The sequence below is a fragment of the Sphingomonas sp. RS6 genome (assembly GCF_054489705.1).
Genome location: NZ_JBTMWM010000009.1, coordinates 12,204 through 37,277, shown reverse-complemented (window position 1 = coordinate 37,277; position 25,074 = coordinate 12,204). Strand labels below are relative to the sequence as shown.

The following is a 25,074-nucleotide window of genomic DNA, read 5'->3' as shown; positions in this document are numbered from 1 at the left end:
ACCGCGCCGATCCAAAGGCTAGAGCAGCTTGTCGAGGGTAAGGGGCAGGTCCCGCACCCGCTTGCCCGTCGCGTTGAACACCGCATTGGCAACCGCCGCCGCCACGCCGGTCGTGCCGATCTCGCCGATCCCGCGCGCGCCGAGCGGGGTGCGGGGATCGGGGATGTCGGTCCACAGCACGTCGATGTCCGGCACGTCGAGATGCACGGGGACGTGATAGTCGGCGAGCGACGTGCTCATGATGCGGCCGGTCCGCTCGTCGAGCAGCGTCTCCTCGGTCAAGGCCATGCCCAGGCCCATGATCATGCCGCCCTTGAACTGGCTGGTCGCCGTCTTGGCATTGAGGATGCGGCCGCAGTCGAACGCGCCGACCAGCCGATCGACGCGGATCTCGCCGGTGACCTCGCTGACGCGAAGTTCGCAGAATATCGCCGAGGTGCTGTGCATCGAATATTTCAGCACCTCGAGCGGCGCACCGCTTTCGCCGATCGCGCTCAGCTCGCCCCGCCCTGCCCGGCGCAGGATCGAGGCGAAGCTCTCGTGGCGGGCGGGATCCTCGACGCTGCGCAGGCCCCCATCGGCGAACTCGACTTCACTCGGCTTGAGCCCCGCTAGCGGCGTGTCGTTGCCCGCCAGCCGCATCAGCTGGATCGCGAGCTTTCCGCTCGCCGCGCTGATCGCCGCGGCCAGGGAGGCGGTCTGCGACGATCCGCCGGCAAAGCTGGCGAAGGGCAGGCGCGAATCCCCGATCGTCACCGTGACGCGCTCAAGCGGCAGGCCCAGCCGATCGGCGGCGTGCTGGCGCTGGACCGTCGCGGTGCCCATCCCCATTTCCTGCGCGGCGCTGGCGACATGGGCGTCGCCGTTCGCGTCGAGGGTTATCCGGGCGGAGGTGCCGGGCATCCGCGTGAAGGGAAAGGTGCCGGTCGCGCAGCCCATGCCGATCCGCCACTCGCCGTCGCGCCGCGTGCCGGGTTCCGCCGCGCGCCGGTCCCAGCCGATCCGCGCCGCCCCGAGATCATAGGCTTCCATCATCGCGCTCTGCGAATGGGGCGCCCCGCTCACCGGATCGCGGGTCGCGGCGTTGCGGCGGCGCAGTTCGATGGGGTCCATGCCGAGCGCATGGGCCAGTTCGTCCATCGCGCACTCGATCGCGAAGGTGCCCGGCGTCTCGCCCGGCCCGCGCATGAAGCTGTTCGCGAGCAGGTCCAGCTCGACATTGTGCTGGACGATGTCGAAGCTCTCGCAAGCATAAAGCGAGCGGCCGGTCAGGCTGAAGCCCTCGTCGCAGACGCTGTGCCGCGGCTTCACGCCATAGCCATGGTGCAGCAGCGCGGTGAGCTTGCCGTCCGCATCGGCCGCCAGCGCCACGCGCTGCTCGGTCCGCGTGCGCCCGCCGATCAGCCGGTGCATGCTCGCGCGGGACAGCGCGACCCGCACCGGGCGGCCCGCGAGCTTCGCCGCCGCCACGCCGAGGATCTGGTGATCCCACAGCGCCTTCGCGCCGAACCCGCCGCCGACATAGGGCGAGCTGACATGGACATCCTCCGCCTTCAGCCCGAACACCTTGGCGAGCGAGCCGGCAGTGGCGTGGATCATCTGGGTCGCGTCGTGCACGATCAGCTTGCCGTCCTGCCAGGCGACCGTCGTGGCATGGGGCTCGATCGGGGCATGGCTCTCCCAAGGCGTCGTATACACGCCGTCGACTTTGACCGCCGCGTGCGCAAACTTCCGGCCGGCATCGCCCTTGTCGAGGCGGTTGCGCTCGACGAGGATCGACTCCGGCGTGCTGGCGCTGGCCTTGCCCTCCTCGAACCGCGTCCTGGCGGGCGCGGCGTCGTAGCGCACGCGGACCAGGCTGGCCGCATGATCGGCCTGCTCGCGCGTCTCGGCGAGCACCACCGCGACGACCTGCCCGTTCCAGTGGATCTCGGGATCCTGCAGGATGGGCAGGGTGTGATTGCCCGCCGCCTTGAGATTGGTCAGCCCGATCGGCGGCGGCACGCCGATCCTGGGCGCGTTGCGATAGGTCATGACCAGCGCGACACCCGGCGCCGCTTCCGCCTCCGACACGTCCAGATCGGCGATGCGACCGCGCGCGATCGTCGAATGGACGAAGGCGGCGTAGAGCAGGTCCTCCATCGCCACTTCTGCGGCGAAGCGCGCGGCGCCTCGCACCTTGTCGGAACCGTCGATCCGCGACTGCTGCCCGCCCAGCGCCACGCGCTTGTCGATCAGCGGATCGGGCGTGCCGCCGGGCAGCCAGCTTGCCGGCACATGGCCGAGCACAGCGCGCACGCCACCGATGATGGCATTCTGCAGCTTGGTCATGCGCGCGCTCCTGCGAGGGTGGTCAGGACGGCGACTGCCGTGCGTTCGACGAGGCCGATCTTGAAGGCATTGCCGGACAGCGGCCGAGCGTCGGCCAATTCCTCGCGGATCGCGGCAAGGAACGCGTCGGGGTGCGGCGCCACGCCGACCAGCGCCGCCTCGGCCCGCCTCGCCCGCCATGGCTTGGCGGCGACGCCGCCGAGCGCGATCCGGGCTTCGCGGACGTGCCCGTCGGCGAGCGCTAGGCCGCCCGCGACCGACACCAGCGCGAACGCATAGCTGGAGCGATCGCGGACCTTGCGATAGTCCGATCGAACCATCGCATCGGTCGGCGGCGGCAGGTCGACGCCGGTGATCAGTTCGCCCGGCTGCAGGAGGGTCTCCACCTGCGGCGTCGCACCTGGCAGGACGTGGAAGTCGGTGAGCGGCACCGATCGGTTGCCGCCGGGCCCGGAGAGATGAACGACGGCATCGAGCATTGCGAGCGCGACGCACATGTCGGAAGGATGGGTGGCGACGCACTGGTCCGAGGCGCCGAGGATCGCATGATAGCGGTTGAACCCCTCGCGCGCGTCGCAGCCGGCGCCCGGCTGGCGCTTGTTGCAGCGGGCGCCGTCGACGTCGTAGAAATACATGCAGCGCGTCCGCTGGAGGATGTTGCCCCCGACAGTCGCCATGTTGCGGATCTGCGCCGATGCACCGGCGAGCAGCGCGCGCGCGAGCACCGGATAGCGGCTGCGCACGAGCGGGTGCGCGGCAAGCGCGGCGTTGGTGACCGCGGCGTCGATGAACAGCCCGCCGCCCTCGCGTTCGCGGATCGCCCCGTCCAAGCGGCTCACGTCGACCAGTTCGCTTGCCTGTTCGACATTCTGGCGCAGCAGGTCGACCAGGTTGGTGCCGCCGCCCAGGCATCGCGCCCCATTCGCGACCCGCGCCAGCGCATCCACTCGATCGGCCGGGCGGACATAGCGCAGCGGCGTCATGCCGTGGTCTCCAGCATCACCTCGATCGCCTCGACGATCCCGTTATGCGCGCCGCACCGGCAGAGATTGCCGCTCATCCGCTCGCGAATCTCCTCCCGCGTCACCGCGGTCGGCCCCGCTGCGATATCAGGGGTTACGTAGCTTGGGTCGCCCCGACGCAGTTCCTCCGCCATGGCGATCGCCGAGCAGATCTGGCCCGGCGTGCAATAGCCGCACTGAAGGCCGTCATGCTCGACAAAGGCGCGCTGCAGCACATGCAGCTCGCCCGTGGCGCCCGCCAGGCTTTCGATCGTGCGCACCGCACGGCCCTCCGCCTGCACGGCAAGCGTGAGGCAGGACAGGACGCGGTTCCCGTCGAGCAGGACCGTGCAGGCACCGCAGGCGCCCTGGTCGCATCCCTTCTTGGTGCCGGTAAGGTGGAGACGCTCGCGCAACAGGTCGAGCAGCGAGACCCGGGCGTCCTCGGGCGCTGGAACCTCTGTATCGTTCACCCGTATCGACATGGTTCCGCTCCGTCCGCTGGCGCGACGCCGCCCCGGCAGCATCCTCGGAGAGGATACAACGAACTTCGGATTATTCAACTATCGTCATACACGATCTTCCCGATCATTGCGATGAACGGGTCGCGCTCGTCGGGCGCCAATCGCGACAGCATCAGCATATGCAGTTGGCGATAGGCATCCACCAAGCCGCGCGCACAGGCCGTTCCAGCATCGGACAGAGACAGCGCCACCGCACGCCGATCGGCCTCGATCCGCTCGCGCCGGAGGTAGCCGCGCTTCACCAGCCGGTCGGTGGCCGAAGACAGGGTGGTCGTGGGCACCTCGAGAAAGCGCGCGACATCGGTCGGGCCACAACCCGCATGCTCCGCAACATAGAGCAGGACCGCCTTGTCCAGTTCGGCGAGCGGCCGCTCGGAACGAAGCGCGTCGGCCAGCTTGTAGCGGCGGCCGAATGCTTCGAACGCGGCACCGAGTGCGGCAAGCTGGTCTTCGGTAGGTTCACGCATCCGCTCCGCATATCGCGGGCCGGCGGGGCTTGGCCAGTGGCTCAGCCGAGATAGCGCCAGTCTGTTGCCGCCGCCTTCAGCCCGTCCAGCACCGAGCGGACCCGCAAGGGGGTATGGCGCCGCTCCAGGCGCACCGCGTGGATCGGTGTTTCCTGCACGCGCCATGCGCGCAGAAGCTCGACGACGCGTCCGTCGCGCAAGGGACCAAGGCCAACCCAGGCCGGTATCCAGGCGAGCCCAAGGCCTTGCCGCATCATCGACCAGATCGCCCCGAGATCCTCCACCACGATGCGCGGGCGCGGAAGGTGCCGAACCACGACGCCGCTGCCCGGATCGGCGAATTGCCACGCCATCACGCGGCCCGAGCCGGGATCGCGAAAGCCGATCTGGTGGTGCGCGTCGAGGTCCGCCGGCGATTGCGGCGTGCCCATGATCTCCACATAGCGGGGCGTCGCGCACAGCACCCAGGGGAAGCTGCCCAGCGGCGTCGAGACGACGTTCGCATAGCCGGCAAGCGCGCCAAACCGGATCGCGATGTCGATACCCTCGGCCGCGAGATCCAGCGTGCCGTCGTCGATCTTGAGCTCCAGCTCGATGTCCGCGTTCGCGCGCAGAAGGGCGGGCACCTGCCGCGCCAGCCTGGCGCGCAGGAAGGGCGCCGGCGCGCTCAGCCGGATGCGCCCACCGGACCCGCTCGCCTTCGCATGATCGAGAAGGGCCTCAAGCCTTTCGGCTTCGCGAAGCAGGTCGCGCGCGCCTTCGAGCAGGCGTTCGCCTTCGGGCGTCAGCGAGATGGCGTGGGTGGTGCGATGGAGCAGCCGTACCCCGTTCGCCTTCTCGAAGCGCGAGACTGCCTTGGACAGTGCAGAGGTCGTCGTGCCCGCGCGGCGCGCCGCCTCCGCAAACGATCCAGCATCCACCACCCGCGCGAAATGCAGCAGGTTCAACAGTCGCTGGACATGGGGCGGTGTGGACATGGTGGCAACTCAATCCTGCTCCCAGCATCTCTACACGCGCCCTGTGCGCATCGCGATACTCGCTACACCGAAAATCGGAGGCACACGACATGCAATCAAACGAGCTCGACGACGCAGCCCTGGACGCAGCCGTGCAGGCTATCGGCCAAGGGCCCGTGGTGATGGTGAACCTGGTGAAGTTCCGCGAGACGCCCGATTATCCCAAGGGTTTTGAGGGGGCAAAGCCGGACTCTCGCAGTGGCTATTATGAAGGATATGTCGGCGGCTTCCGCGCCGCGTGCGAAGCCACGGGCGTGACTCCGGAGCTGCTCTATGCAGGCCAGCGGGTCCACAACCTGCTCGCCGGACCGGACGACCAATGGGACGACATCGTCGTCGTCCGCTACGACAGCTTCGCCGATCTCCGGGCGATACTCGATAGCGACGTCTACACCCGCCGCGCCAAGCCGCATCGTTTCGCTGCGATCGCCGACTGGCGCTTCATCGCGACGCGGGCGCGCTGATGGGGTATATTGATCTAGCGGCAACACCGTCGCGCCTGAGCAACCGCGCATGGAAGATCGGCGCAGACAGCCGCTGGAAGGCAAAAACCTTAAAGGAGATACAAAGCGACAGATGATGCCCGTTTATCCTCCCATGGCTTGTTTCCGCTAACCTCATCACAAGCAGTATTACTATACAAGCAGGAGTTCTGGATCCTTTCGCAAAGCTCCTGCCGCCGCGCGGCAAGAGAGGCTCAGACGACGGTACGCCCGGTAGGCCGCCAATGGTTCTGCGGTCCCGCGCTGGGGAAATCAAACTCGGCCAGTTGCATTCAGTATCGGGCTTCGTTCCCTGGAAAGTAGGCCACCATAATCTGGCTCAATGTAATTGATCCTTCCTCCAGATGGGCGCTCACCCTAGCCCCGGCGGTTTGCTCCATTTGCCCTTGCGAAACTGCGGTCGCTCTCGAGGAAGGACGCGAGCATCGCTGGTATCAGATCCGTTACCGCCTCCTTCTGCCCATAGGTATCGGCATATAGCGCAGCATAGTCCTGCAGCCGCTGGTGCAGGTCGGGCGTGATGAGGATCGCCAGCTTGACGGGCTTCCGATCCGGCAGCTTGGCGAGTTTCAGGTCAGGCATGTGGGCCTCCTATCCGCGCCAGGGCGCGAGGATCAGGTCCTTGTGGACCACGAGCAGCACGTTCGTGCCGGGGCGAATTGTGAGCGTCGGCTGGATGTTGAGATTACGCGAGGTGATCTGGTCGCCCGCGCGTGCGACATTCTGCTGCGTTGACTGCCGTATCGCGCGAACCAGATCGCTGTCACCGGAGACCGTCAGTTCCGATCCCACGCCGAGCAGGGTGGACAGCGCAACGCCCTTGAGCAGCGTCCAGGTGTGGAAGTCCACCTTGTCCTGCAGGCCGGCATAGCCCGAGGCATCGGTCGCCGGCACGTTGTCGATCCGGAGCGAGCTGCCGTCCGGCAGCAGAATGCGCTGCCAAATGACCAGCGCACGTTTTTGCCCGAAGGCGACGACACTATCGTAGCTCCCGACCAGCCGCGCGCCTTGCGGAATGAGCAGGATGCGCCCGGTGGGGCTGTCGAACACGTTCGCTGTCACCTGCGCCGTCACCAGGCCGGGCAGATCGGACCGGAGACCGGACATCAGGCTTGCTGGGATCACACTGCCAGCAGAGAGGAGATATGGCGACGGCGCGGCTTCCAGCCTGTGCGGATTGACGTCCGCCGATGTGTCGCGCGTGGTGACGAACTGGGCCTTGCGGCTCTGAGCGTTGGGATCGCGCTCCGGATCGACTGCCAGCGTTGGCGCTTCCGTGGTCACGGGTGTCAGCGGAGCAGCGATCTCCGCTGACACCAGCGCCGATGGCCTGCTCTGGTTCTGCACCAGGAGTCCTGACGCGCGTGCTGCCTTCAGCTCCGAAAGCTGCCGATCGAGCTCCTGCGCCGCGGCCTGTGCCTCCACCCTCCCCGGCCCGTCCGCGTCATTCGCCTCCAATTCGGCCGCCATGCGACGCTGGCGCTCAAGGATGGGCCGCCCCAGGTCGCCCGGCAGCGGCGGGCCGAGCTTTGGAACCTCGCCATAGCTTGCGGGGAGCCTGTTCAAGGCATCGGGCGGCGCCTGTCTGCTCGGTTCCGATAGCTCCTTCCGCTCGGCTGCCGCCAGCCGCAGCCGCGATCCCAAAGCACTCCATGCCACGGCGACAAGGGCGACCGAACCCAGTGCCGCGATAGCGATGATCACGCCGCGCCGGAACCGGATGGCGCGCGGCGGCTTGACCCGGATCGCCAGCGATTCGGGGTCGAGCTTCGAGGTTGATGGGACGGCATCGTCGCTCATGAGCGCTTGCCTTTCGGCGCCGCGACCTCGGCGACCCGATCGATGCGGACGACCTGCTGCTTGCCGGTGCCGAGCCGCAATTCGGCCCGGTCGAAGATCCGGTCGACGACATAGAAGCGCCCGCGCATCCGGTAGTTGACCAGCTCGGCCTCCCCCGCCGCCCCGATCACCAACAGCGGCGGCGCCTCGCCGACCGCGATGCTGGCGGGGAACTCGACAAAGGTCTGCCGCCCATCGTCGAACGCGCGGAGCGGGCGCCACGCCGGGCTGTCGCCAGTCACCGAATAATTGAAGTGCAAGCTGTCGACCGACAAGCCCGCAGCGATCGGGGCCACCGCTGCCGCCTGGGCTTCCTTCTGCCGGAGCGCGATCAGCTGGTCGGCAGGATAGGTCCAGGACAGGGCAGCCATTGCGGTCCGCGAGGTGGCCGTAAGCTGGAGGTGATAGCTGCGGCGATCGGTGGTGATCACGAGGTTGGTAGCAAGGCCGCTCGCAAAGGGCTTCACGAGAATATGCGTGCGCTTGTCGGCACCCGTACCGCTGGTGGTGTCGCCGATCACCCAGCGCACGGTGTCACCCGCCGCGACATCGACGAGGTTCTCGCCCGGCTGCAAGGCAAGGTCGGTCACGGCACCTGGCGCCGTATAGACCTGATAGATCATGCCCTCGCTGAAGGGGTAGACCTGCACCGCGTTGACGAAGCCCTGGGCCTGCGGCTGCTGGGTAGCTGCGCGATTGGCAGCAGCGACGCGCGCGGCGCCAGGGCTCACGGATTTCCGCACATGCTTGCGGACCGGCGGCTTGGCAAGCGAGGACGCGGTGGCGGACGGCGCAGGGGTCGGTTTGACCGGAGGCGGCGGCGCATGCTGCGCCGAGGCGGATACCATGGCGAGGGAAGCCGCCGATAGGGCGAGCAAAAGCTTCATGACTGGACCTCCGTGCTGGGCTGCGCCGGGGCAGCGGGATCGACTGGGGGACTGGTCGGCGCCGAGGCGGGGGCGAACGACGGGAGCATCGGCGTGGCTGCCGGCTTCGGGGCGGCCGGCGCGTCCAGTTCCCGGCTCCAGTCGATCGCATCGACATAGACACCGAGCGGATTGCGGCGGAGCGTGTCAGCATCCTTGGGCGGCGTGATTGCGACGGTCAGGATAGCCGTCCAGCGCGACGTGCCGGCCTCGGCGCCGCGCTCGAACGCGGTCTCGGTCCATTTGACCTGAAACGAGCGATCGGATGCCCGCACCACGCTGGTGACCTGCACCGTCACCGTCTTCTCGCCAATGGCCCCGAAAGGGTCGGCCGCGCGGGCATAGTCGCCGAGGAACTGCGCACCGCGCTTGGTGGCGAAGTCATAAGCGTCCAGCCAGTTCCGACGCACCAGCACCGGATCGAGCGAGCGGCCGCGGACATTGGCGATGAAGCGCGACAGGTGCCAGGCGATCTGCGGGTCGGTCGGGCGGTATCCGGCCTCTGCCTCGGTGACGGCACGCGCCTCCCCCAGCCGATCGACCTCGACGACATAGGGCGTCACCCGGCTCTGCGCCGACTGCCAGGCGAGCGCACCCGACACGCCGGTGGCGAGCGCAAGGCACCCGAATGCCATCAGCCGCCAGTTCCGCGCCTGCACGCGGGCCGAGCCGATCCGCTCGTCCCAGAGCTGCCCGGCGCGGTGGTACGGCGTCTCCGGTTCGGGGGTTCGTCCATAGCGCTGGACGGCGCGTCGGAAGACCATCGGCTAGTCCCTTTCCTTGATGTCTGGGGTTGCGGATGCGCCGCCGCGATCGCCCTGCTGGAGGGCATGCAAGGCGACCTGGCGGTGATGGCGGCCAGTCTGCTGGCGCTGCATGGCGCGGGCCCATGCAGGAACGGGTTCTTCGGGCGCGGACTGCGATGCGGTATCGCCGCCGTTGCGATTCAGCGCATTCCAGGCTGCCTCGCGGCCGCGTGAGGCCGCCTCGCCCAGGCCCAGCGCGCTGGAGGCGCGCGCGCGTGCGGCATTGCCGGCGGCGCGAGCCACCCCGCCCAGCCCCGCCGACATGGTCGGCGCTGCTGCCGTCTCCTTGCCGAGCGTGTAGGCCGTGGAAGCAGCCGATCCCATCGCGGTACCTACGCGGACGGCCCCCAGCGCGGCCCCGCCCAGCATGCGGGCACCGCCGACGGCAGCACCCCCGGCAAGCATTGCCATGCCGGCGGCGCCGACCGTGGTGCCCAGCGCCGCGCCCGCGCCGAGCTGCGGCGCACCGGAAACGAGGCCCGAAGCGATTCCGGGCCCGAAGATGCCCAGCCCGAAGATCGTCAGGCTGGCGAGCATCAGGCTCATCGCCTGGCCGATATCAGGCTCCTGCCCCTGCAGCGCGCTGGTGAACTCGCTGAAGAAATTGGCGCCGATGCCGACGATGACGGCGAGCACCATCACCTTGATGCCCGACGAGACGACATTGCCGAGCACCCGCTCGGCGAGGAAGCTGGTGCGGTTCCACAGCGCAAAAGGCACGAGGAGAAAGCCGGCGAGCGATGTCAGCTTGAACTCGACGATCGTGACGAACATCTGCACCGCGAGCAGAAAGAAGGTCAGGATCACGACAGCCCAGGCGAACAGCAGCACCGCGATCGTCAGGAAATTGTCAAAGAAGGTCGTGAAGCCCATCAGCTGCGACACCTGGTCGAGCAGCGGCCACGCAGCGGCAAAGCCCGTGCCGGCGAGACGACCGGGCTTCAGCAGATCCTCGGCAGACAGCGTGCCCCCGCCGGCGGTCAGTCCAGCCTGCGCGAACGAGCGGAAGATGATGTCGGCCAGCGTCGAGAAGCTGTTCAGGATGAACGCGAAGGCGCCGATGTAGAGGATCTTGCGCAGGAAGCGGCCGATGACATTGTCCTCGCCGCCCATCGCCCAGAACAGTCCGGCAAGCGTGATGTCGATGCCGATCAGGGTCGCCGTGAGGAAGCGGACATCCCCGCCCAGCAGACCGAACCCGCTGTCGATGTAGCGGGTGAACGCGGCCAGGAAGCGATCGATGACGTTGAGGTCGTTCACGGTGGCGATGTCCTGCGCTGGAGGAGTGCCGCGAGGCGGGACCGGGGGTGAGAGCCCCGCCTCGCGGCGGACGACGGCGGGAGGCAAGACCGCCGCCGCCCTGGCCGGCGGTGCTACCTGGGGGTGTAGGCCCTGCCGGAGCCGAGAAACCTGCGCGTTGCCGCGCGCGCGTCGATTTCGGCCTGGGCGCGGCGCGCCTGTTCGATCGTCTCGGCGCGGTACTGCGCGGCCATCAGGTTCTGGATCTGGAACTGCTGCTTGGCGGCGAGTGCCAGCAGCTGGTTGGTCGCCTGCTGCGCCTGGAGCGCGCCCTCGGCACCCTGGCTCTTGGCGACGATCCCGCTCAGCGCCTGAGCATCGGCCGTGATATTCTCGGTCACTTGCGCCTGCACCGTCATCGTCTGCTGATAGGCGGACATCGCGGTATCGAGCCGGGCGCGCGCGGCGACGACCTGCTCGTTGGTCGGGAGCGCCGCCGAGAAGCTCTGCGGGAAGAGCTGGCGAAACTGCTGGTCGAGTCCGGACACGCGGAACTGGATGCCTTGCGCCTGCCCCATCAGCCGGTCGACCTGCTGCAGCGTCTGGGTGAGCGCCTGGAGTTCGGGGAAGTCGATCCGGGTCAGGTTCTTGGCCTGGTTGATCAGCATGGTCGCTTCGTTCTGGAGCGACTGGATCTGGTTGTTGATCTGCTGGAGGGTGCGTGCGGCGGTCAGCAGGTTCTGGCTGTAGTTGCTGGGATCGAACACGGTAAACTGCGCACGGGCCTGCGTGCAGGTCAGCGCCATGGCGAGCGATCCGGCCGTGCCCAGGCCCAGGGCGCTCGCGACCAGATATTTGCGGGTGCGGATACGCATCACATCACTCCTTGTTCTGAGGGTCGGGGAAGGTGGCGAGGAGCTCGGCGGCCCAGCCAAGGCCGCGATCGACGAGGAAGCGCGCGGCGAAATCCGCGTGCCCGCCCTCGGCGAGCAACGCGTCGACGCGGGCCTGTGTCGCGGAATCGGAGGCGCCGCACAGGGCCAAGGCGATGGGGCCCAGCCCCAGCTCGAACAGCCGATTTCCGCGCGCGGACTGCAGGTAGTAGTGGCGCTTCGGCGTGGCGCGGCAGACCAGCTCGATCTGCCGCTCGTTGAGCCCGAACCGCAGGTAAGTCTCGCGGCTCTGCGGCTCGATCGCCCGGTCGTTCGGCAGCAGGATGCGCTGCGGACAGCTTTCGAGGATGGCGGGCGCGATGCTGCTCGACGCGATGTCGGCAAGGCTCTGGGTCGCGAACAGCACCGCGACATTCTTCTTTCGCAGCACCTTGAGCCATTCGCGGATGCGCGCGGCGAACAGGGGATGGTCGAGGAAGATCCAGGCCTCGTCGAGGATCAACAGCGTTGGCCGGCCGTCGAAGCGCTCCTCCAGGCGGTGGAAGAGATAGGTCAGCACGGGGGCCACCACGCCGGCCTGCCCCATCAGCGCCTCGGTCTCGAAGCATTGAACATCGGCAAAAGCGAATTGCTGCTCGGCCGCATCGAGCAGCCGGCCATAGGGACCGTCGAGCGTGTAGGCGCTAAGCGCGGTGCGCAGCGCGTTCGACTGGAGCAGCAGCACCAGCCCGGTCAGGGTGCGCTCTTCCACCGGCGCCGACGCCAAGCTGCCGAGCGCGGACCAGACCGCGTCCTTGACCTCGGGCGTGACCAGCACCTTCGCGTGCGCGAGCAGCGCCGCGATCCATTCGGCGGCCCAACTCCGCTCGGCGGCATCGTCGATTCCACGGAGCGGCTGGAAGGCCAGCGTGTCGCCGACACCGGTGCCCATCCCCAGCGCATGGTGCGCACCACCCATCGCCATCACGGCGGCGCGGGCCGAGAAGCCCTTGTCGAAGACATAGACCTGCGCGTCCACATAGCGCCGAAACTGGAGCGCGATCAGCGCCAGCAGCACCGACTTGCCGGCACCGGTAGGCCCGACCACCAGCATGTGGCCGACGTCGCCGACATGGGTTGACAGCCGGAACGGCGTCGACCCGGCGGTGCTGGCGTGGAGCAGCGGCGGGCCATCCAGATGCGCATTGCGGCTCGATCCCGCCCAGACCGACGACAGCGGCATCAGATGCGCGAGGTTCAGCGTATGGACGAGCGGCTGGCGGACATTGGCATAGACTTGCCCCGGCAGCGACGAGAGCCAGGCCTCGACCGCGTTGACGCCCTCGCGGATGCGGGTGAAGCCGAGCCCGCCCACGATCCGCTCGACCTGCCGGACCTTGTCCTCGACCCGCGCGCGATCGGTGTCCATGACCGTGATCGTTGTGGTCAGGTAGCCGAAGGCGACGTGGTCGCCGCCCAACACCTGGAGCGCCAGATCGGCATCCACCACCTTGTTGTCGGCGTCGGTGTCGAGCAGCTGCGACGGCTGGTTGTACATCACTTCGCGAAGCAGCGCGGTGATCGACTTGCGCTTGTTGAACCACTGGCGACGGATTTTGGTCAGCGCCTTGGTGGCGTCGCCCTTGTCCAATGCGATGAAGCGCGTGACCCAGCGATAGGCGAAGTCCTGGTGATTGAGGGCATCGAGGATGCCGGGCCGGCTCATGCTCGGAAACCCGAGGATAGTCAGCGTGCGGAGATGGTGGTCCCCCAGCCGCGGCTCCAGCCCGCCGGTCAGCGGCGTATCGGCGAGCAGCGCGTCCAGGTAGATCGGCGTCTCCGGTACCGCGACCGCCTGCAGTCGCGTCGAGATCGTGCCGTGCAGGAAGGTCAGCGTCTCGCTGTCATCGAGCGCATGAACCTCGGGCATGAAGCTCGCGAACAGGTCGAGCGCACGGTCGGTCTCGGCGATGAAGTGGGCCAGCGCCCCGCGCCAGTCCCGCCCCGTCCCGGCGTCGGGCCGCTCGACCAGCGACCGTCCGGCGGCCTCGGCGCTGTCCGGCGCGGGCAGCCAGACCAGGGTCAGGTGGTAGCGGCTTTCGAAATGGGCAGCCTCATCGAGGAAAGCCGCCCGGCGCTCCTGGTCGACCAGCCACGATGCGGCGTCGGGGAAATCGCTTTCCGGATAGGCGGCCGCCTCACGCCGCTCAGCATCGAAGAACAGGGCCCAGCCGCTTCCGAACCGCTTGAGTACGTTGTTGGCCCGCGCGCAGGCCGAGATGAGCTCGGCCTCGGTGGCGGATTCGAGATCGGGTCCGCGAAAGCGGAAGCTGCGCTGGAAGCTTCCATCCTTGTTGAGGACGACGCCGGGCGCGACCAGCGCCGCCCAGGGAAGATGGTCGGCCAGCCGATCCGTGCGGCGACGATATTCGGCGAGGTTCAGCACGCGAAATATCCCTTCTGCCGGAGGTGGCGAAGCAGGACGGGCGCGAAGTCCGGGTCCCGCCGCGCGGCGAACACGGCAATGCTGTGCCCGACGGCCCAGAGCACCAGCCCGGCCAGCCACTGTTGCAGTCCGAGGCCCACCGCCCCCGCGATGGTCCCGTTGACGATCGCAATCCCCCGGGGCGCACCGCCGAGGAGGATTGGCGATCCCAGGCTCGCATGGATCGGTGCCTCGAAGCCTGGCAGGTGCTGGCCGGTGTCGCTCATGCGACCAGCGCTCCCCCGCCGAAGCTGAAGAAGCTGAGGAAGAAGCTGGAGGCGGCGAAGGCGATCGACAGCCCGAAGACGATCTGGATCAGCCGCCGGAAGCCACCGCTGCTCTCGCCGAACGCCAGCGACAGGCCGGTCGTGATGATGACGATGACGGCAACGATCTTGGCGACCGGCCCCTGGACCGACTCGAGTACCTGCTGGAGCGGTTCCTCCCACGGCATGCCGGACCCCGCCGCATGGGCCGAGGTGGCAAATGCGATGCCGATGGCGGCAAGTTCGACGAGGCGCGCACGGCGTGCCGGGATCCTGGCGAATTGCATGATCAATCTCCTTCGGGGCTGGGGGGCAAGAGAAGGTCGGCAAGCGCGTAGCTGCCGGTGTCCGGGTCGAGCCCGGCGACGCGGGCGACCTGCGAGACCCGACGGTCGAGACCGCGGCCGGAGACGAAGACGATGACGTCGATCGCCTCGGCGATGAGCTGTCGCGGCACGGTGACCACCGCCTCCTGCACCAGGCGTTCGATGCGGGTGAGCGCGGACAGCGCGCTGTTGCCGTGGACCGTGGCGATGCCGCCGGGGTGGCCGGTGTTCCACGCCTTGAGCATGTCGAGCGCCTCGGGGCCGCGGACTTCGCCGACGATGATGCGGTCTGGGCGCAGCCGGAGAGTCGAGCGGACGAGGTCCGCCATGGTCACGACGCCGGGCCGTGTGCGCAGCGCAACCGTGTCGGCGGCAGGGCTCTGCAGTTCGCGCGTGTCTTCGATCAGGAGGATACGCTCGTCGAGGCATGCCATTTCGGCGAGCAGCGCATTGGCGAGCGTGGTCTTGCCCGAGCTGGTCCCGCCGGCGATCAGGATGTTGTGGCGGAGGAGCACGCAGGCTTTCAGCCGGTCGGCCGCGAGCCGCGTCATGACGCCATCGACCACATAGTCGTCGAGCCGGTAGAGACGCTCGGCCGGCTTGCGGATCGAGAAGCACGGCGCGGTCGACACCGGCGGCAGCACACCCTCGAACCGCTCCCCTGCCCGCCCTTCCTCGTGGGGTGGGAGTTCGGCCGACACGATCGGCGCGTCACCATGCACCTCGGCGCGTGCATGCGCGGCAACGAGCCGGATGATCCGCTCGACCTGCGCGGCCTCCATGCGAACGCCCGTGTCGGAGCGCCCCTCCCCCAACCGGTCCAGCCGGAGCGCGCCGTCGGGATTGACCATGATCTCGGTGACCCGCGGATCGGCGAGCGCGGCGGCAATCGCCGGGCCCATGGCCGTCCGCAGCATCGCGCGCCGCCGATCGCCGGAAATGCCGGCGGTCACTGGCCGGTCTCCGTGGAACCGATCGTCCTGCGGCCAGCCGCAACCTGCCGGCCGACCTGGGTGACGAACGCCTCGAAGCGCTTGGCGCCCATGGCGCGACCCGCCTGGTCGCTCTCGGCAAGCGGTGCGTGGATCGCGAGCTCGTACCGCACGAACAGCGCCAGGGTCTCTAGCAGGACATGCTCGTTCCGCTCGATCCGGCCGATTGCCGTCGTCATGCGGTCCAGCCGCAGGCCGAAGCGCTCCTCCAACTCCGACACGCCGCGCCGATTGAGCCAGGCAGTGACGGCATCCGCCAGGATCGCCGACTTCGACGCGCCCGGCTTTGCCGCAAGCGCCTCCAACCGATCGCTGAGCGGCTTTGGCAGGAAGAGCTGATGGCGGACCTTCTCGACCATGGTCACAGCTCCACCTGCATGTCGCCGGCCCGGTGCCCGCCGGCACCATCCGCACCTGCGTCCATCGCGAAGGCGGCGCGCGCGATGCCGGAGGCGCCGGCCCGGTCCATGGCACGCTGGTCGGCGGCCGAATCGTCCTCGTCCTGGCCGAGCCCGAGCACCTCGGTGGGCGTGGGTTCTACCTCCGGCTTCACCGGAAGCTCCTGCCCAGGATGACGCGCCTGCTCGAGCCCGCCATCCTCATCCTCGCGCTGCTCTGCCGCACTTCCGGCGAGGCGTGTATCCGTTTCACGGACGACGCCGGCCCAGTCGTTTGCTCGCGGCGCGGGCCGATCGGCATAATCGCCATCACCGAGTACGGGCGGCGGCAGGATTCGGGCCTTGAAGACTGCGTCCTTGTAATAGCGCAGCTTGGTGGCGCGGATCGGCGGCGTGCCCGCCACCAGCACCAGCTCGTCCGTCGGCGGCAGCTGCATCACCTCGCCAGGCGTCAGCAACGCCCGCGCCGTCTCCTGCCGACTGACCATGACATGGGCGAGCCAGGGTGCCAGCCGGTGCCCGGCATAGTTGCGCATCGCGCGTTGCTCGGTCGAGGTGCCGAGGGCATCGGAAATGCGCTTCGCCGTGCGATCATCGTTGGTCGCGAAGGCGATGCGGACATGGCAATTGTCGAGGATGGCGTTGTGCTCGCCATATGCCTTTTCGATCTGGTTGAGGCTCTGGGCGATCAGGAAGGCGCGGACGCCGTAACCGGCGAGGAACGCCAGGCTGGTCTCGAAGAAGTCGAGGCGCCCCAGCGCGGGGAACTCGTCGAGCATCATCAGCAGCTTGTGGCGGCCACCGCTCTTGGCTGTCTTCTCGGCTTCCAGATGCTCGGTCAGCCGCCTGCCGATCTGGTTGAGCACGAGACGGATCAGCGGCTTGGTGCGGCTGATGTCCGAGGGCGGCACCACCAGGTAGAGCGACACCGGCGCCTCGGCTTCGACCAGGTCGGCGATGCGCCAGTCGCAGCGCGACGTGACGGCCGCGACCGTCGGATCGCGGTAGAGGCCGAGAAACGACATGGCGGTCGACACCACGCCGGACCGTTCGTTCTCGGACTTGTTCAGCACTTCACGTGCCGCCGACGCGACCACCGGATGCACCGCCGGCGCTTCCGGGGTTCCGAGATGATTGGTGGTCATCATCCGGTCCAGCGTGTCGGTAAACTTGCGCTGCGGATCGGAAAGGAAGGACGCGACGCGGGCCAGCGTCTTTTCCTGCTCGGCGTAGAGGACATGGAGGATGGCGCCGACCAGCAAAGAATGGCTGGTCTTCTCCCAGTGATTACGGCGCTCCAGCGCTCCTTCGGGATCGACGAGGATGTCGGCGATGTTCTGGACGTCGCGCACCTCGTCCTTGCCGCGACGGACCTCCAGCAGCGGATTGTACCGCGCCGAGCGCACGTCTGTCGGATTGAACAGCAGGCAATGCGAGAAACGCTGGCGCCAGCCGGCGGTCAGCTGCCAGTTCTCGCCTTTGATGTCGTGGATGACTGCCGAGCCGGTCCAGCCGAGCAGCGAAGGTATGACGAGCCCCACGCCCTTGCCGCTTCGGGTCGGCGCGAACGCCATGACATGCTCGGAGCCGTCATGGCGCAGGTACTGCCGGCCCACGCGGCCGAGGAACACACCGGCCTCCGTGACAAGCCCGGCGGCGCGAATATCCTGAAAGCTCGCCCAGCGGGCTGAGCCGTACGTCGTGACATGGCGCCGCTGACGGGCACGCCAGAGAGACCCGAAGATTGCCGCCCCGCATCCGACCAAGCCACTCGTGGCCGCGATTGCGCCCGCCTCTTCAAAGATCGTTGGGGCATAGGCCTCGAACGAGAACCACCAGCCGAACAACGCCCAGGGTCGATAGAAAGGGCGCCCGAACGCGACAAACCAGGGCCTGCCCAGCTCGGGCTGATACGCCAGTTCTGCTGCTGCCCACTGCGTCGCGATCCAGACACCCGCCAATACGATGACGAGCACGATCAAGATCTGTCCAATGAGCAACTTGGTAGCAGTCATGCGGGCCTCCGCCCGCCAGTTCAGCCTGCGCGGGGTCGGTCGCTAGGGTCCTCCAATGCTACGAATTTAGGCAGTCCCGGTGGAGTGCATTCCGATGCAGATTAGACGCGATTGTCGCGCGGCGGTCTTAACGCGTTCACGTGACCCTAAATGGCCAAAGCTGGCGCGCCAAATAAATGAAACTCCCGAGACCAAGTGTATCGAACAGTTGTTCGGAAGCTCGTGTCAGAAGAGCTTTCTGCCGGGCGACCTAAGCGATTGATTTCGCCGTCAAATCATAGACTTCCGAACTCGCCAACGGCATCATTAGGCTGTGTTGACAAAGTGGATTCCCAAACGGCCTGATCTCTGATTCAAGGCTGCTTTTTGCGGGGAGCAGCAATGGCGCGTGGCGATCTGACGGACGAAGAATGGGCGGTGCTCGAAGGTCTGCTGCCGTCAGAGCGCGGCCGAAAGGCGCGGCCCTCCCATGACAACCGGCGGTTTCTGAATGGCATGCTGCATGTGCTGCGGGTTGGCTGTCCCTGGCGGGACATGCACGAGCGCTACGGCAAGTGGAACTCGGTCTATGTGCGGTTCCGGCGCTGGGCGGAACAAGGCGTCTGGGATGCGATGCTGGCCACGCTGGTCGAGTTCGGGCTGACCGACGACTGGCAGCACATGATCGACAGCACCACGGTTCGCGGCCATGTTTCGGCAGCGGGCGCTAAAGGGGGACTCATAAGGAGGCTTTTGGTCGATCACGCGGCGGCTTTACGTGCAAAGTCCACGCCCGCTGTGACAATCAGGGACGCCCTCTCGGCTTCGTCCTGACCGGCGGCGAAGCGTCGGATTACGGCGCTGTCGAGGACCTCATGGCGCTACCGGTCAACAAGCCCAACGCGCTGCTGGCCGACAAAGGCTATGACGGCGATGCGGTCCGGGAGAACCTGTTGATGCGCGGTATCCTGCCAGTCATCCCGGCAAAGGCCAACCGGCGCGAACCCATTGCCTGCGACTTCCGTCGATACCGGGACCGGAACCGCATCGAGCGCATGTTCGGGCACCTCAAGCATCAACGCCGCATTGCCACCCGCTACGACAAGACCGCGCTGTCCTTCGCCAGTTTCCTCAATCTCGCCGCCATCCGCAAATGGTTGCCCAACTTTGTCAACAGGACCTAGCACGATCTGGATTCGTGGAAAAGGCTGGACGTGAATGGACGGGGCGGTTCGAGTCCTTCTGGGCGTCGGGCCGGTTGGGCTCATGTCCGAAAAAGGACCACAAATTTCGGACAGGCAGGCGGTTAGGCCGACCCCATGTAAGCGACTTTTTCCAGCACGAGAGCCGACCTAGAAATCCGTGCCTCATCCACGTCCATGATGTATGGCAGGCATATATTTCAATGCTTCATGCGACAGCAGAACCCCCTTTCTGACGCAAAGCGGCGCCCATAGATCGCCGGCAGGTTCGCGAGACTGGAGCGCGCAGAGGGGGATCAGCGTCAGGTGACTGACAGTCTGCGAGAGTTCTACGAAAGCCTCAATCAGGAGGAGCGAGCTCTCGCGGCTGAAGTCGCGACCGACCGTCTCGGGCTGCTGAGGCGGATCGCCATCAACGAGCTCGACCTCGATTTCGAAGGTGTGGACCTCGGAGCCGAGCCGACAGAGGCCGATCAGGAGCGATCGTACCTAATGCGGATCGGCGTGGCCCGCATCATCAAGCTGGCAATGCAGGCACACGATCGGTTCGTTGCACCGACACTAACGATCCAGCGCGACCTCACCTACTCGGGTGCGGTGCTCTCACTCATCGATGTGGCCGGCGCAGTCGAGCACGGTCGGCGCGTGGCACAGAGCCTAGCCGCGAAGGGCGCCCGAATTGAGAAGCTGCCCGATCGCTTCCGGATCGTCCTGCCCGCGAAGCTGGCCGATCTCGAGTTGCACGAGCGCGAGCTCGAGCGTCTTCACACCGGGCATCACAGGAGAAGGCTGGCGGAGGGCTATGAAGCGATCGTCGGGCCCAGGATCGGCGACGAGGTCAGATCGCTGCTTACCGATCTCGTCTATCCCTTCGCGACGCACTTCATTGGCTACGAGGCGGATCCCGCGCTGGACTTCTACTTCTTCGGGCATGCCTACAACGACATGCTGCTGGCAAAGGGTTTCGACACCTTCCACTTCTCGACGCTCTTCGGTGGCGTGACATTCGCGAACTACAAGCTCGCAGCAATCTTCATCGTGTCGGTGGCGATGAAGCACCGGGCATTCGTGCGAGCGCTCTTGGACAAGGAGCCGTCGATCAGGATCGAGGACGTCCTCACCGTGTCGGTCGAGACCGCAGGCTTCCTCGAAGGACTGCGAGAGTTCATCAATCAGTTCGGCAAGCGGTTCGAAGGCCATGTGCCGGTGACCGATGACGACGTGCGGATCATCTTCGACGTGCTTTCCGTAAGCAGGCGCAATCTGGCGCTACTTGATCGGCCGGGAGCACCGATCCCGCCGTTGATCCAGTGCTCCGACGATCACGTCATCAGGCCACTGGCGGGCGCGACCAGCGATGAGGTCATGCTGTTCCTCCTGAATTCGCTGCAGCACAGCTTTCCGAAGGAGTACGACCGGGCGCAGCGGGCCCGGGAAGGGGTGATGCAGCGATCGGTCGAGAAGGCGATACGCTCGGTGCTTCCGACTCTGGAATTCCGGGGCAACATCAAATTGAGGCAGGCCGGCAAGGTTCTGACGGACATCGATCTGGTGATTGTCGAGGCGCCGGGCAACCGCGTGATCCTCACGCAGCTGAAGCATCAGGACCCGTACGGCGCGGATTTCGCCACGATGCTGGCGAGGACCGGGCGGCTGAATCAGCAGGTGAGCGAATGGCTTCGCAAGGTGCGTTCATGGCTCGCCGCCGCGAGCACGGCCGAACTTCGCGCGACCTTTCGGCTGCCGTCCGGTTCGGCGAGACCCGAAATCAGCCTGCTTGTTCTCACGCGGCACTACGCGCATTCGCTCCGGCAGGTTGTGGCCGGTGACGATGCTACCTTCTCCAACTGCAATCAGCTCGTCACGGCGATAGCGCGACTTCAGGAGCGAGCAGGCGATGCCTCGGCTGGCGATCTGATCGAGGAGCTGAGGGCTCTGAGTACGCCGGAACAGGAAGAGCATCTGCCCGAACCGTCCAGTGTCTGGACCGTCCGAAACCTGCGTTTCACGATCGAGCAGGAGCAGGTCTAGGCGCCCTTGCCCTGCTTCCGCTGTCAAACCGGGCTAAAGGGCGCCTTTGCTCATCAAATCGGCGGCGACTTGGCGCCTGACAGGCGCTCGCATGACGGACCGACGAGGCCCCATGCCGCATCGATGACTTCTTCGAAGGCGAGATCCTTCAAATCCAGTGATGCGGCGTATGCCCGCCATTGAGCCTGCTTGGCGTCGGTCAACATCGCGTCGGACAGTCCCGGCGGCCTCTTGTCGGGTAGCGCCGTGCCTCGCCGATCGAATGTCGCGCTGATCGCCGCATCGAGGTCTTCCGGCGCAATCTCCAGGGCTCTCGGAATGGCCCAGAGATCGAAATAGTCCTTCATCCGCCCGTTGGCAGCGCCAAGAGCAACCATGGCCTGGAACTTCTCGGCAATGACCGAGGCAGGTGGGTAGATCCGGATTTCCGGCTCCTCCATGCCAAGCATTGACGGATAGGCCATGGTCCGGGCAGCGTCGGCGAGGGCGTCGCCGAACCCGATGTCGATCGTGACGGGTATCCGACTCCTTTCAAGATAGGCGTCGGCACGGAGCCGTACGCCACCATATTCCATCTCCTCCCTGATGACGGCGGTCCTCAGACTCCGGGTGTCGAAGACAAGCCCATCGTCGGCGTCGATCGACAGGACTCCGGCAAAAACCTCGCGCAGGTGGTCAGGATCGGAGTTCCCGTGACCCAGAAAGTCCGCATCTCTCGTCTCGCGCGAATCGCTTTCGATCCAGAGGGTGACGAGCATGCCTCCCTTCAGGATGAAGGAACCGCGATGTTCGGATAAGGAAAGGCGATAAAGCAGCCGTTCGAGGGCATAACGGACGAGCACCACATCATAGACTCGCCGTTCGGCACGGGCGAGATTGAGCAGCCGCTGCTTGACCGAAGCCGCAATGTTCGCCGGCACCCTAGCCATTTGACGTGAGTGCCTCGAGATAGGGGCGCATGATGTTCCATGCGTCGCCTGCCATTGCCGCATCTGCGATCGATGCCGGCGTCGCCTTGCGCTGATCCAGCGTGGCGCGGAGTGCTTCTACTGCCACGGATCGATCGACCAGCTTTCGATTTCGGAAGACGTCTGCGAGGGTTTTCGGAATCGAGTAGATTGGAACGCTGATCCCTGAGATCGTGTGATGTTCGATCCCCTGCTGCATGTATCTGTCCCGGAACTCGACGATGCGGATAGGGGGATAGGATGAAGCAGACGGGCTCCAGTCCTTCACGCTGACCGCTATCCAGACCTTGCGCGGCATCTGATCTGTCAGTTCGTGGTATGCCAGCGCGGAGACCATCGCCACGACGCCACGAGGGACTTTCTTCGCTGCCTCTGCCAGTACCTGATGGGTATCGATGTCGGCCTCCGGGCGCTGGTAAAGGCCACGCGAGATGCGGATTAGTTCACCGGCCGCGACGGCGCGGGAAATGGTTTTTGGATCGATACCTTCGTTGCGAAGCTCGTAGGCGCGCACGATGGGGTGTTGCATCAGGAGCTGGGAAAGCAGGGTGCGCTGGGGTTGCTGCTCTTCATTCATGGCCACATAACCTGGGTCTGGCTGACTTGAGACCCAGGTTATGTGGCGTGCTGATTGTCACATAACCTGGGTTTGGACGAGATGAGACCCAGGTTATGTGACGCATGCGGATGTTTCAATCGATCATTGCTTTTGGCCGAACGAGCGCGCTCTCGTAGGCGATATCATCCGACCGGAGCCACGACACGACATCCTCCAGGGTCGACGCTGCATAAGGCTTCCGAAGACCGCATTCCCAGATGATCGCCGTCCGCCACTCCATCGACTGCAACGTCTCGACGACGCTCCTGTCCCGTTCGACATTGCGTTCAAACTTGCCGCGCCAGAACTCGACGTTGCTGGCCGGTGTCGTGCACCAGTGACATCCCTCATGGCGATGCCAGAAGCAGCCGTGCACGAAGATCGCAGCTCGCCGCGACGCCAAGGCGATATCGGGCCGCCCGGGAAGCTTTGCTGCGTGCAGCCTGTATCTGAACCCGGCACGATGCAGCGCCTTGCGCAGAAAGGCCTCCGGCCGCGTGTCCGTGCTGCGGATGCCAGACATCATGCGCGACCGCGTCGCCGCATCGACTACGTCGACCATGGAAAGCGACCTGTCATTTCGCGTCGATGGTGGTAATCATCATCCCTTTGCCTGACCTTCGGAAAGCGTGCGAGTCTTGCCAAGATATTCGGTCGTTGACATTTTTGCAGGTCCGGGGGGACTGGCCGAGGGATTTTCGAGCGTTCCCGGTGCCGCCAACGAGCATGCCTTCAGCATCGCCCTGTCGATCGAGAAAGAAACATCGGCGCACGAGACGTTACGCCTCCGCAGCTTCCTGCGCCAGTTCGACGGCGCGCTTCCCGCTGCCTACTACGACTTCATCAACGGCAAGATCGCCGAGCCTGACTGGGCTTCGTCGTATCCGGACGAGTGGATGGCCGCGGAAAGGGAGGCCTGGAAGCTCGAACTCGGCAAGGAGGACCCTGCTGAACGGCTCGACGCGCGACTGGACGCGATCCGCGAGGAGAGCGATGGCAATGTCATCCTGATCGGCGGACCGCCATGCCAAGCTTACTCGCTCGCTGGCCGTTCGCGCAATGCGGGCAAGGAGGGCTACGTAGCGCTCGAGGACAACAGGCATTTCCTCTACCAGGAATATATCCGAATTCTGGATCGCCTGAACCCCGCCGCCTTCGTCATGGAGAACGTGAAGGGCATGCTGTCTTCCTCGGTGGATGGGGAAAACCGCATCTTCGATCAGGTTCTGCGCGACCTTCGAGGCGAACGCGAAGGCGGGCGACGATATCGGCTGATCGCACTTGATCCGCGCCGTCGACAGCAGCTTGATCTTGGCCGCTTCGAGCCACGCGCGCCCGACTTCATAGTACGCGCGGAGGACTTCGGTGTACCCCAGGCGCGCCATCGGGTGATAGTGGTCGGGCTGCGCGCCGACCTTGCTGAAGACCTGCCGGATCGGGCGCTCGCTGACCTCATGATCCGCCACAATCTGAAGACGACAGTCGGCCACGCCCTAACCGGCATGCCACGACTGCGGAGCGGTCTCAGCCAGGAGGCAGACGGACCTGATGCCTGGCGCGCGCTCGTGCTCGCAGCGATGGCCTTTGTGGCCGAGCTGGAGACCAGTCTGACCGATGAGCAGCACGCTGACTTCGCCGAGCGTGCCAGCGATTATCATCGCCGCTTTGCGGCACTGAATGATATCCCCGGTCGGGAAGGATTTGGTGTCGGGATTTCCGAAGACTGCCCGGAGGATCTGCGAGACTGGCTGACCGACGCGAAGCTGGAAACGCTACCGAACCATGCGACGCGGGGCCACATGGGCAGCGATCTGGCGCGCTACTTCTTTGCGGCCGTCTTCGCCGAGGTGACAGGCAAGTCACCGAAGGCGTCGGACTTTCCGGAAGAGCTGGCGCCGGCGCACGAAAACTGGACCTCCGGCAATTTTGCCGACCGCTTCAGGGTTCAGCTCGCCACCGGTCCGTCGACCACGGTCACGAGTCATATCTCCAAGGACGGCCACTATTTCATCCATCCAGATCCGCTGCAATGCCGGAGCCTCACGGTCAGGGAAGCTGCGCGGCTGCAGACTTTCCCCGACAACTATCTGTTCAAAGGAAACCGCACGCAGCAGTACACACAGGTCGGCAACGCGGTGCCACCCCTGCTTGCGCGATGGATCGGTGAGGCTCTCTACGCGCTGCTCACCGCGGACCGCGACGAAGCTGCGGATGCAACTGAAGAGCCTCTTCTTGCGCGGACTGGCTGAGCCGGAACCATCATCTTCGCCAGCATCCTCGCGAGCCTGCA

At 66.1% G+C, this 25,074-nt stretch carries 23 protein-coding genes and 1 pseudogene; 4 read left to right on the top strand and 20 right to left on the bottom strand.

What is annotated here, in order from left to right; all coding sequences use genetic code 11:
• Positions 1–18 precede the first annotated feature (18 nt).
• The 5 genes from ACX40Y_RS14815 to ACX40Y_RS14795 all read right to left on the bottom strand — a co-directional run bounded on the left by ACX40Y_RS14815 (position 19) and on the right by ACX40Y_RS14795 (position 5,300).
• Positions 19–2,331 carry a xanthine dehydrogenase family protein molybdopterin-binding subunit gene (locus ACX40Y_RS14815; RefSeq protein WP_459120340.1) on the bottom strand — a complete coding sequence of 771 codons (2,313 nt, stop codon included), beginning with the start codon at positions 2,329–2,331 and terminating at the stop codon, positions 19–21.
• Positions 2,328–3,314 (bottom strand): FAD binding domain-containing protein, encoded by a 987-nt coding sequence (locus ACX40Y_RS14810; protein ID WP_459120339.1) that lies wholly within the window; start codon positions 3,312–3,314, stop codon positions 2,328–2,330. Before ACX40Y_RS14810 ends, ACX40Y_RS14815 begins: the two co-directional genes overlap by 4 nt.
• A complete protein-coding gene (locus ACX40Y_RS14805; RefSeq protein ID WP_459120338.1) occupies positions 3,311–3,817 on the bottom strand; it encodes a (2Fe-2S)-binding protein in 507 nt (168 codons plus the stop codon). Before ACX40Y_RS14805 ends, ACX40Y_RS14810 begins: the two co-directional genes overlap by 4 nt.
• A 74-nt stretch (positions 3,818–3,891) precedes the next feature.
• Positions 3,892–4,323 carry a MarR family winged helix-turn-helix transcriptional regulator gene (locus ACX40Y_RS14800; RefSeq protein WP_459120337.1) on the bottom strand — a complete coding sequence of 144 codons (432 nt, stop codon included), beginning with the start codon at positions 4,321–4,323 and terminating at the stop codon, positions 3,892–3,894.
• A 41-nt stretch (positions 4,324–4,364) separates the two neighbouring features.
• Positions 4,365–5,300, bottom strand: a complete 936-nt coding sequence (locus tag ACX40Y_RS14795; RefSeq protein ID WP_459120336.1) for a LysR family transcriptional regulator — start codon at positions 5,298–5,300, stop codon at positions 4,365–4,367.
• Positions 5,301–5,389: 89 nt separating this feature from the next.
• On the opposite strand from ACX40Y_RS14795, the gene ACX40Y_RS14790 reads away from it, so the two are divergent.
• Positions 5,390–5,803 carry a hypothetical protein gene (locus ACX40Y_RS14790; RefSeq protein ID WP_459120335.1) on the top strand — a complete coding sequence of 138 codons (414 nt, stop codon included), beginning with the start codon at positions 5,390–5,392 and terminating at the stop codon, positions 5,801–5,803.
• Positions 5,804–6,199: 396 nt separating this feature from the next.
• On the opposite strand, the gene ACX40Y_RS14785 is transcribed toward ACX40Y_RS14790, so the two are convergent.
• The 12 genes from ACX40Y_RS14785 to ACX40Y_RS14730 form a co-directional block, all read right to left on the bottom strand.
• Positions 6,200–6,424 carry a DUF2274 domain-containing protein gene (locus ACX40Y_RS14785; protein WP_126002469.1) on the bottom strand — a complete coding sequence of 75 codons (225 nt, stop codon included), beginning with the start codon at positions 6,422–6,424 and terminating at the stop codon, positions 6,200–6,202.
• 9 nt (positions 6,425–6,433) lie between these two features.
• Positions 6,434–7,642, bottom strand: coding sequence for a TraB/TrbI/VirB10 family type IV secretion system protein (locus ACX40Y_RS14780; protein WP_459120334.1), 1,209 nt, complete (start codon positions 7,640–7,642; stop codon positions 6,434–6,436).
• Complete coding sequence (gene trbG, locus ACX40Y_RS14775; RefSeq protein ID WP_459120333.1) at positions 7,639–8,412, bottom strand: P-type conjugative transfer protein TrbG; 774 nt, start codon at positions 8,410–8,412, stop codon at positions 7,639–7,641. Before trbG ends, ACX40Y_RS14780 begins: the two co-directional genes overlap by 4 nt.
• A gap of 152 nt (positions 8,413–8,564) precedes the next feature.
• Complete coding sequence (trbF, locus tag ACX40Y_RS14770) at positions 8,565–9,371, bottom strand: conjugal transfer protein TrbF (RefSeq protein ID WP_459120332.1); 807 nt, start codon at positions 9,369–9,371, stop codon at positions 8,565–8,567.
• A gap of 3 nt (positions 9,372–9,374) precedes the next feature.
• Positions 9,375–10,673, bottom strand: a complete 1,299-nt coding sequence (gene trbL, locus ACX40Y_RS14765) for a P-type conjugative transfer protein TrbL (protein WP_459120331.1) — start codon at positions 10,671–10,673, stop codon at positions 9,375–9,377.
• 113 nt (positions 10,674–10,786) lie between these two features.
• On the bottom strand, positions 10,787–11,527 hold the full coding sequence (trbJ, locus tag ACX40Y_RS14760) for a P-type conjugative transfer protein TrbJ (RefSeq protein ID WP_459120330.1): 741 nt from the start codon (positions 11,525–11,527) through the stop codon (positions 10,787–10,789).
• A 4-nt stretch (positions 11,528–11,531) separates the two neighbouring features.
• On the bottom strand, positions 11,532–13,970 hold the full coding sequence (gene trbE, locus ACX40Y_RS14755; RefSeq protein ID WP_459120329.1) for a conjugal transfer protein TrbE: 2,439 nt from the start codon (positions 13,968–13,970) through the stop codon (positions 11,532–11,534).
• Positions 13,964–14,236: a VirB3 family type IV secretion system protein gene (locus ACX40Y_RS14750; RefSeq protein WP_459120328.1), complete on the bottom strand. Its 273-nt coding sequence runs from the start codon at positions 14,234–14,236 to the stop codon at positions 13,964–13,966. Before ACX40Y_RS14750 ends, trbE begins: the two co-directional genes overlap by 7 nt.
• The gene (locus ACX40Y_RS14745; RefSeq protein WP_459120327.1) at positions 14,233–14,562 is read right to left on the bottom strand and encodes a TrbC/VirB2 family type IV secretion system protein; all 330 of its coding nucleotides are present in this window, start codon (positions 14,560–14,562) and stop codon (positions 14,233–14,235) included. Before ACX40Y_RS14745 ends, ACX40Y_RS14750 begins: the two co-directional genes overlap by 4 nt.
• 2 nt (positions 14,563–14,564) lie before the next feature.
• On the bottom strand, positions 14,565–15,554 hold the full coding sequence (trbB, locus tag ACX40Y_RS14740; protein WP_459120326.1) for a P-type conjugative transfer ATPase TrbB: 990 nt from the start codon (positions 15,552–15,554) through the stop codon (positions 14,565–14,567).
• Positions 15,551–15,952 carry a CopG family transcriptional regulator gene (locus ACX40Y_RS14735; RefSeq protein WP_141986233.1) on the bottom strand — a complete coding sequence of 134 codons (402 nt, stop codon included), beginning with the start codon at positions 15,950–15,952 and terminating at the stop codon, positions 15,551–15,553. Before ACX40Y_RS14735 ends, trbB begins: the two co-directional genes overlap by 4 nt.
• A gap of 2 nt (positions 15,953–15,954) precedes the next feature.
• Positions 15,955–18,006, bottom strand: coding sequence for a conjugal transfer protein TraG (locus ACX40Y_RS14730; protein ID WP_459120325.1), 2,052 nt, complete (start codon positions 18,004–18,006; stop codon positions 15,955–15,957).
• 381 nt (positions 18,007–18,387) lie between these two features.
• Here ACX40Y_RS14730 and ACX40Y_RS14725 point away from each other — a divergent pair.
• Together ACX40Y_RS14725 and ACX40Y_RS14720 are read left to right on the top strand one after the other, a co-directional pair.
• Positions 18,388–19,169: pseudogene (locus tag ACX40Y_RS14725) on the top strand (IS5 family transposase).
• A gap of 324 nt (positions 19,170–19,493) precedes the next feature.
• Positions 19,494–21,218 (top strand): hypothetical protein, encoded by a 1,725-nt coding sequence (locus ACX40Y_RS14720; protein WP_459120324.1) that lies wholly within the window; start codon positions 19,494–19,496, stop codon positions 21,216–21,218.
• Positions 21,219–21,271: 53 nt separating this feature from the next.
• On the opposite strand, the gene ACX40Y_RS14715 is transcribed toward ACX40Y_RS14720, so the two are convergent.
• From ACX40Y_RS14715 to ACX40Y_RS14705, 3 genes are all read right to left on the bottom strand, one after another.
• Positions 21,272–22,147, bottom strand: a complete 876-nt coding sequence (locus tag ACX40Y_RS14715) for a nucleotidyl transferase AbiEii/AbiGii toxin family protein (RefSeq protein WP_459120323.1) — start codon at positions 22,145–22,147, stop codon at positions 21,272–21,274.
• Positions 22,140–22,763, bottom strand: coding sequence for a type IV toxin-antitoxin system AbiEi family antitoxin domain-containing protein (locus tag ACX40Y_RS14710; RefSeq protein ID WP_459120322.1), 624 nt, complete (start codon positions 22,761–22,763; stop codon positions 22,140–22,142). Before ACX40Y_RS14710 ends, ACX40Y_RS14715 begins: the two co-directional genes overlap by 8 nt.
• 115 nt (positions 22,764–22,878) lie before the next feature.
• Positions 22,879–23,346: a very short patch repair endonuclease gene (locus tag ACX40Y_RS14705; protein WP_459120321.1), complete on the bottom strand. Its 468-nt coding sequence runs from the start codon at positions 23,344–23,346 to the stop codon at positions 22,879–22,881.
• A 76-nt stretch (positions 23,347–23,422) separates the two neighbouring features.
• Between ACX40Y_RS14705 and ACX40Y_RS14700 the strand changes: the two genes are divergently transcribed.
• Positions 23,423–25,033: a DNA cytosine methyltransferase gene (locus ACX40Y_RS14700; RefSeq protein WP_459120320.1), complete on the top strand. Its 1,611-nt coding sequence runs from the start codon at positions 23,423–23,425 to the stop codon at positions 25,031–25,033.
• The last annotated feature ends 41 nt before the right edge of the window (positions 25,034–25,074 follow it).

Coding starts and splice junctions, on each gene's coding strand:
- ACX40Y_RS14780 (WP_459120334.1), bottom strand. CDS start 7,642: ATGAGCGACGATGCCGTCCCATCAACCTCGAAGCTCGACCCCGAATCG.
- ACX40Y_RS14795 (WP_459120336.1), bottom strand. CDS start 5,300: ATGTCCACACCGCCCCATGTCCAGCGACTGTTGAACCTGCTGCATTTC.
- ACX40Y_RS14745 (WP_459120327.1), bottom strand. CDS start 14,562: ATGCAATTCGCCAGGATCCCGGCACGCCGTGCGCGCCTCGTCGAACTT.
- ACX40Y_RS14730 (WP_459120325.1), bottom strand. CDS start 18,006: ATGACTGCTACCAAGTTGCTCATTGGACAGATCTTGATCGTGCTCGTC.
- ACX40Y_RS14815 (WP_459120340.1), bottom strand. CDS start 2,331: ATGACCAAGCTGCAGAATGCCATCATCGGTGGCGTGCGCGCTGTGCTC.
- trbJ (WP_459120330.1), bottom strand. CDS start 11,527: ATGCGTATCCGCACCCGCAAATATCTGGTCGCGAGCGCCCTGGGCCTG.
- ACX40Y_RS14785 (WP_126002469.1), bottom strand. CDS start 6,424: ATGCCTGACCTGAAACTCGCCAAGCTGCCGGATCGGAAGCCCGTCAAG.
- ACX40Y_RS14705 (WP_459120321.1), bottom strand. CDS start 23,346: ATGGTCGACGTAGTCGATGCGGCGACGCGGTCGCGCATGATGTCTGGC.
- ACX40Y_RS14735 (WP_141986233.1), bottom strand. CDS start 15,952: ATGGTCGAGAAGGTCCGCCATCAGCTCTTCCTGCCAAAGCCGCTCAGC.
- ACX40Y_RS14715 (WP_459120323.1), bottom strand. CDS start 22,147: ATGGCTAGGGTGCCGGCGAACATTGCGGCTTCGGTCAAGCAGCGGCTG.
- trbF (WP_459120332.1), bottom strand. CDS start 9,371: ATGGTCTTCCGACGCGCCGTCCAGCGCTATGGACGAACCCCCGAACCG.
- ACX40Y_RS14810 (WP_459120339.1), bottom strand. CDS start 3,314: ATGACGCCGCTGCGCTATGTCCGCCCGGCCGATCGAGTGGATGCGCTG.
- ACX40Y_RS14710 (WP_459120322.1), bottom strand. CDS start 22,763: ATGAATGAAGAGCAGCAACCCCAGCGCACCCTGCTTTCCCAGCTCCTG.
- ACX40Y_RS14800 (WP_459120337.1), bottom strand. CDS start 4,323: ATGCGTGAACCTACCGAAGACCAGCTTGCCGCACTCGGTGCCGCGTTC.
- ACX40Y_RS14805 (WP_459120338.1), bottom strand. CDS start 3,817: ATGTCGATACGGGTGAACGATACAGAGGTTCCAGCGCCCGAGGACGCC.
- ACX40Y_RS14750 (WP_459120328.1), bottom strand. CDS start 14,236: ATGAGCGACACCGGCCAGCACCTGCCAGGCTTCGAGGCACCGATCCAT.
- ACX40Y_RS14790 (WP_459120335.1), top strand. CDS start 5,390: ATGCAATCAAACGAGCTCGACGACGCAGCCCTGGACGCAGCCGTGCAG.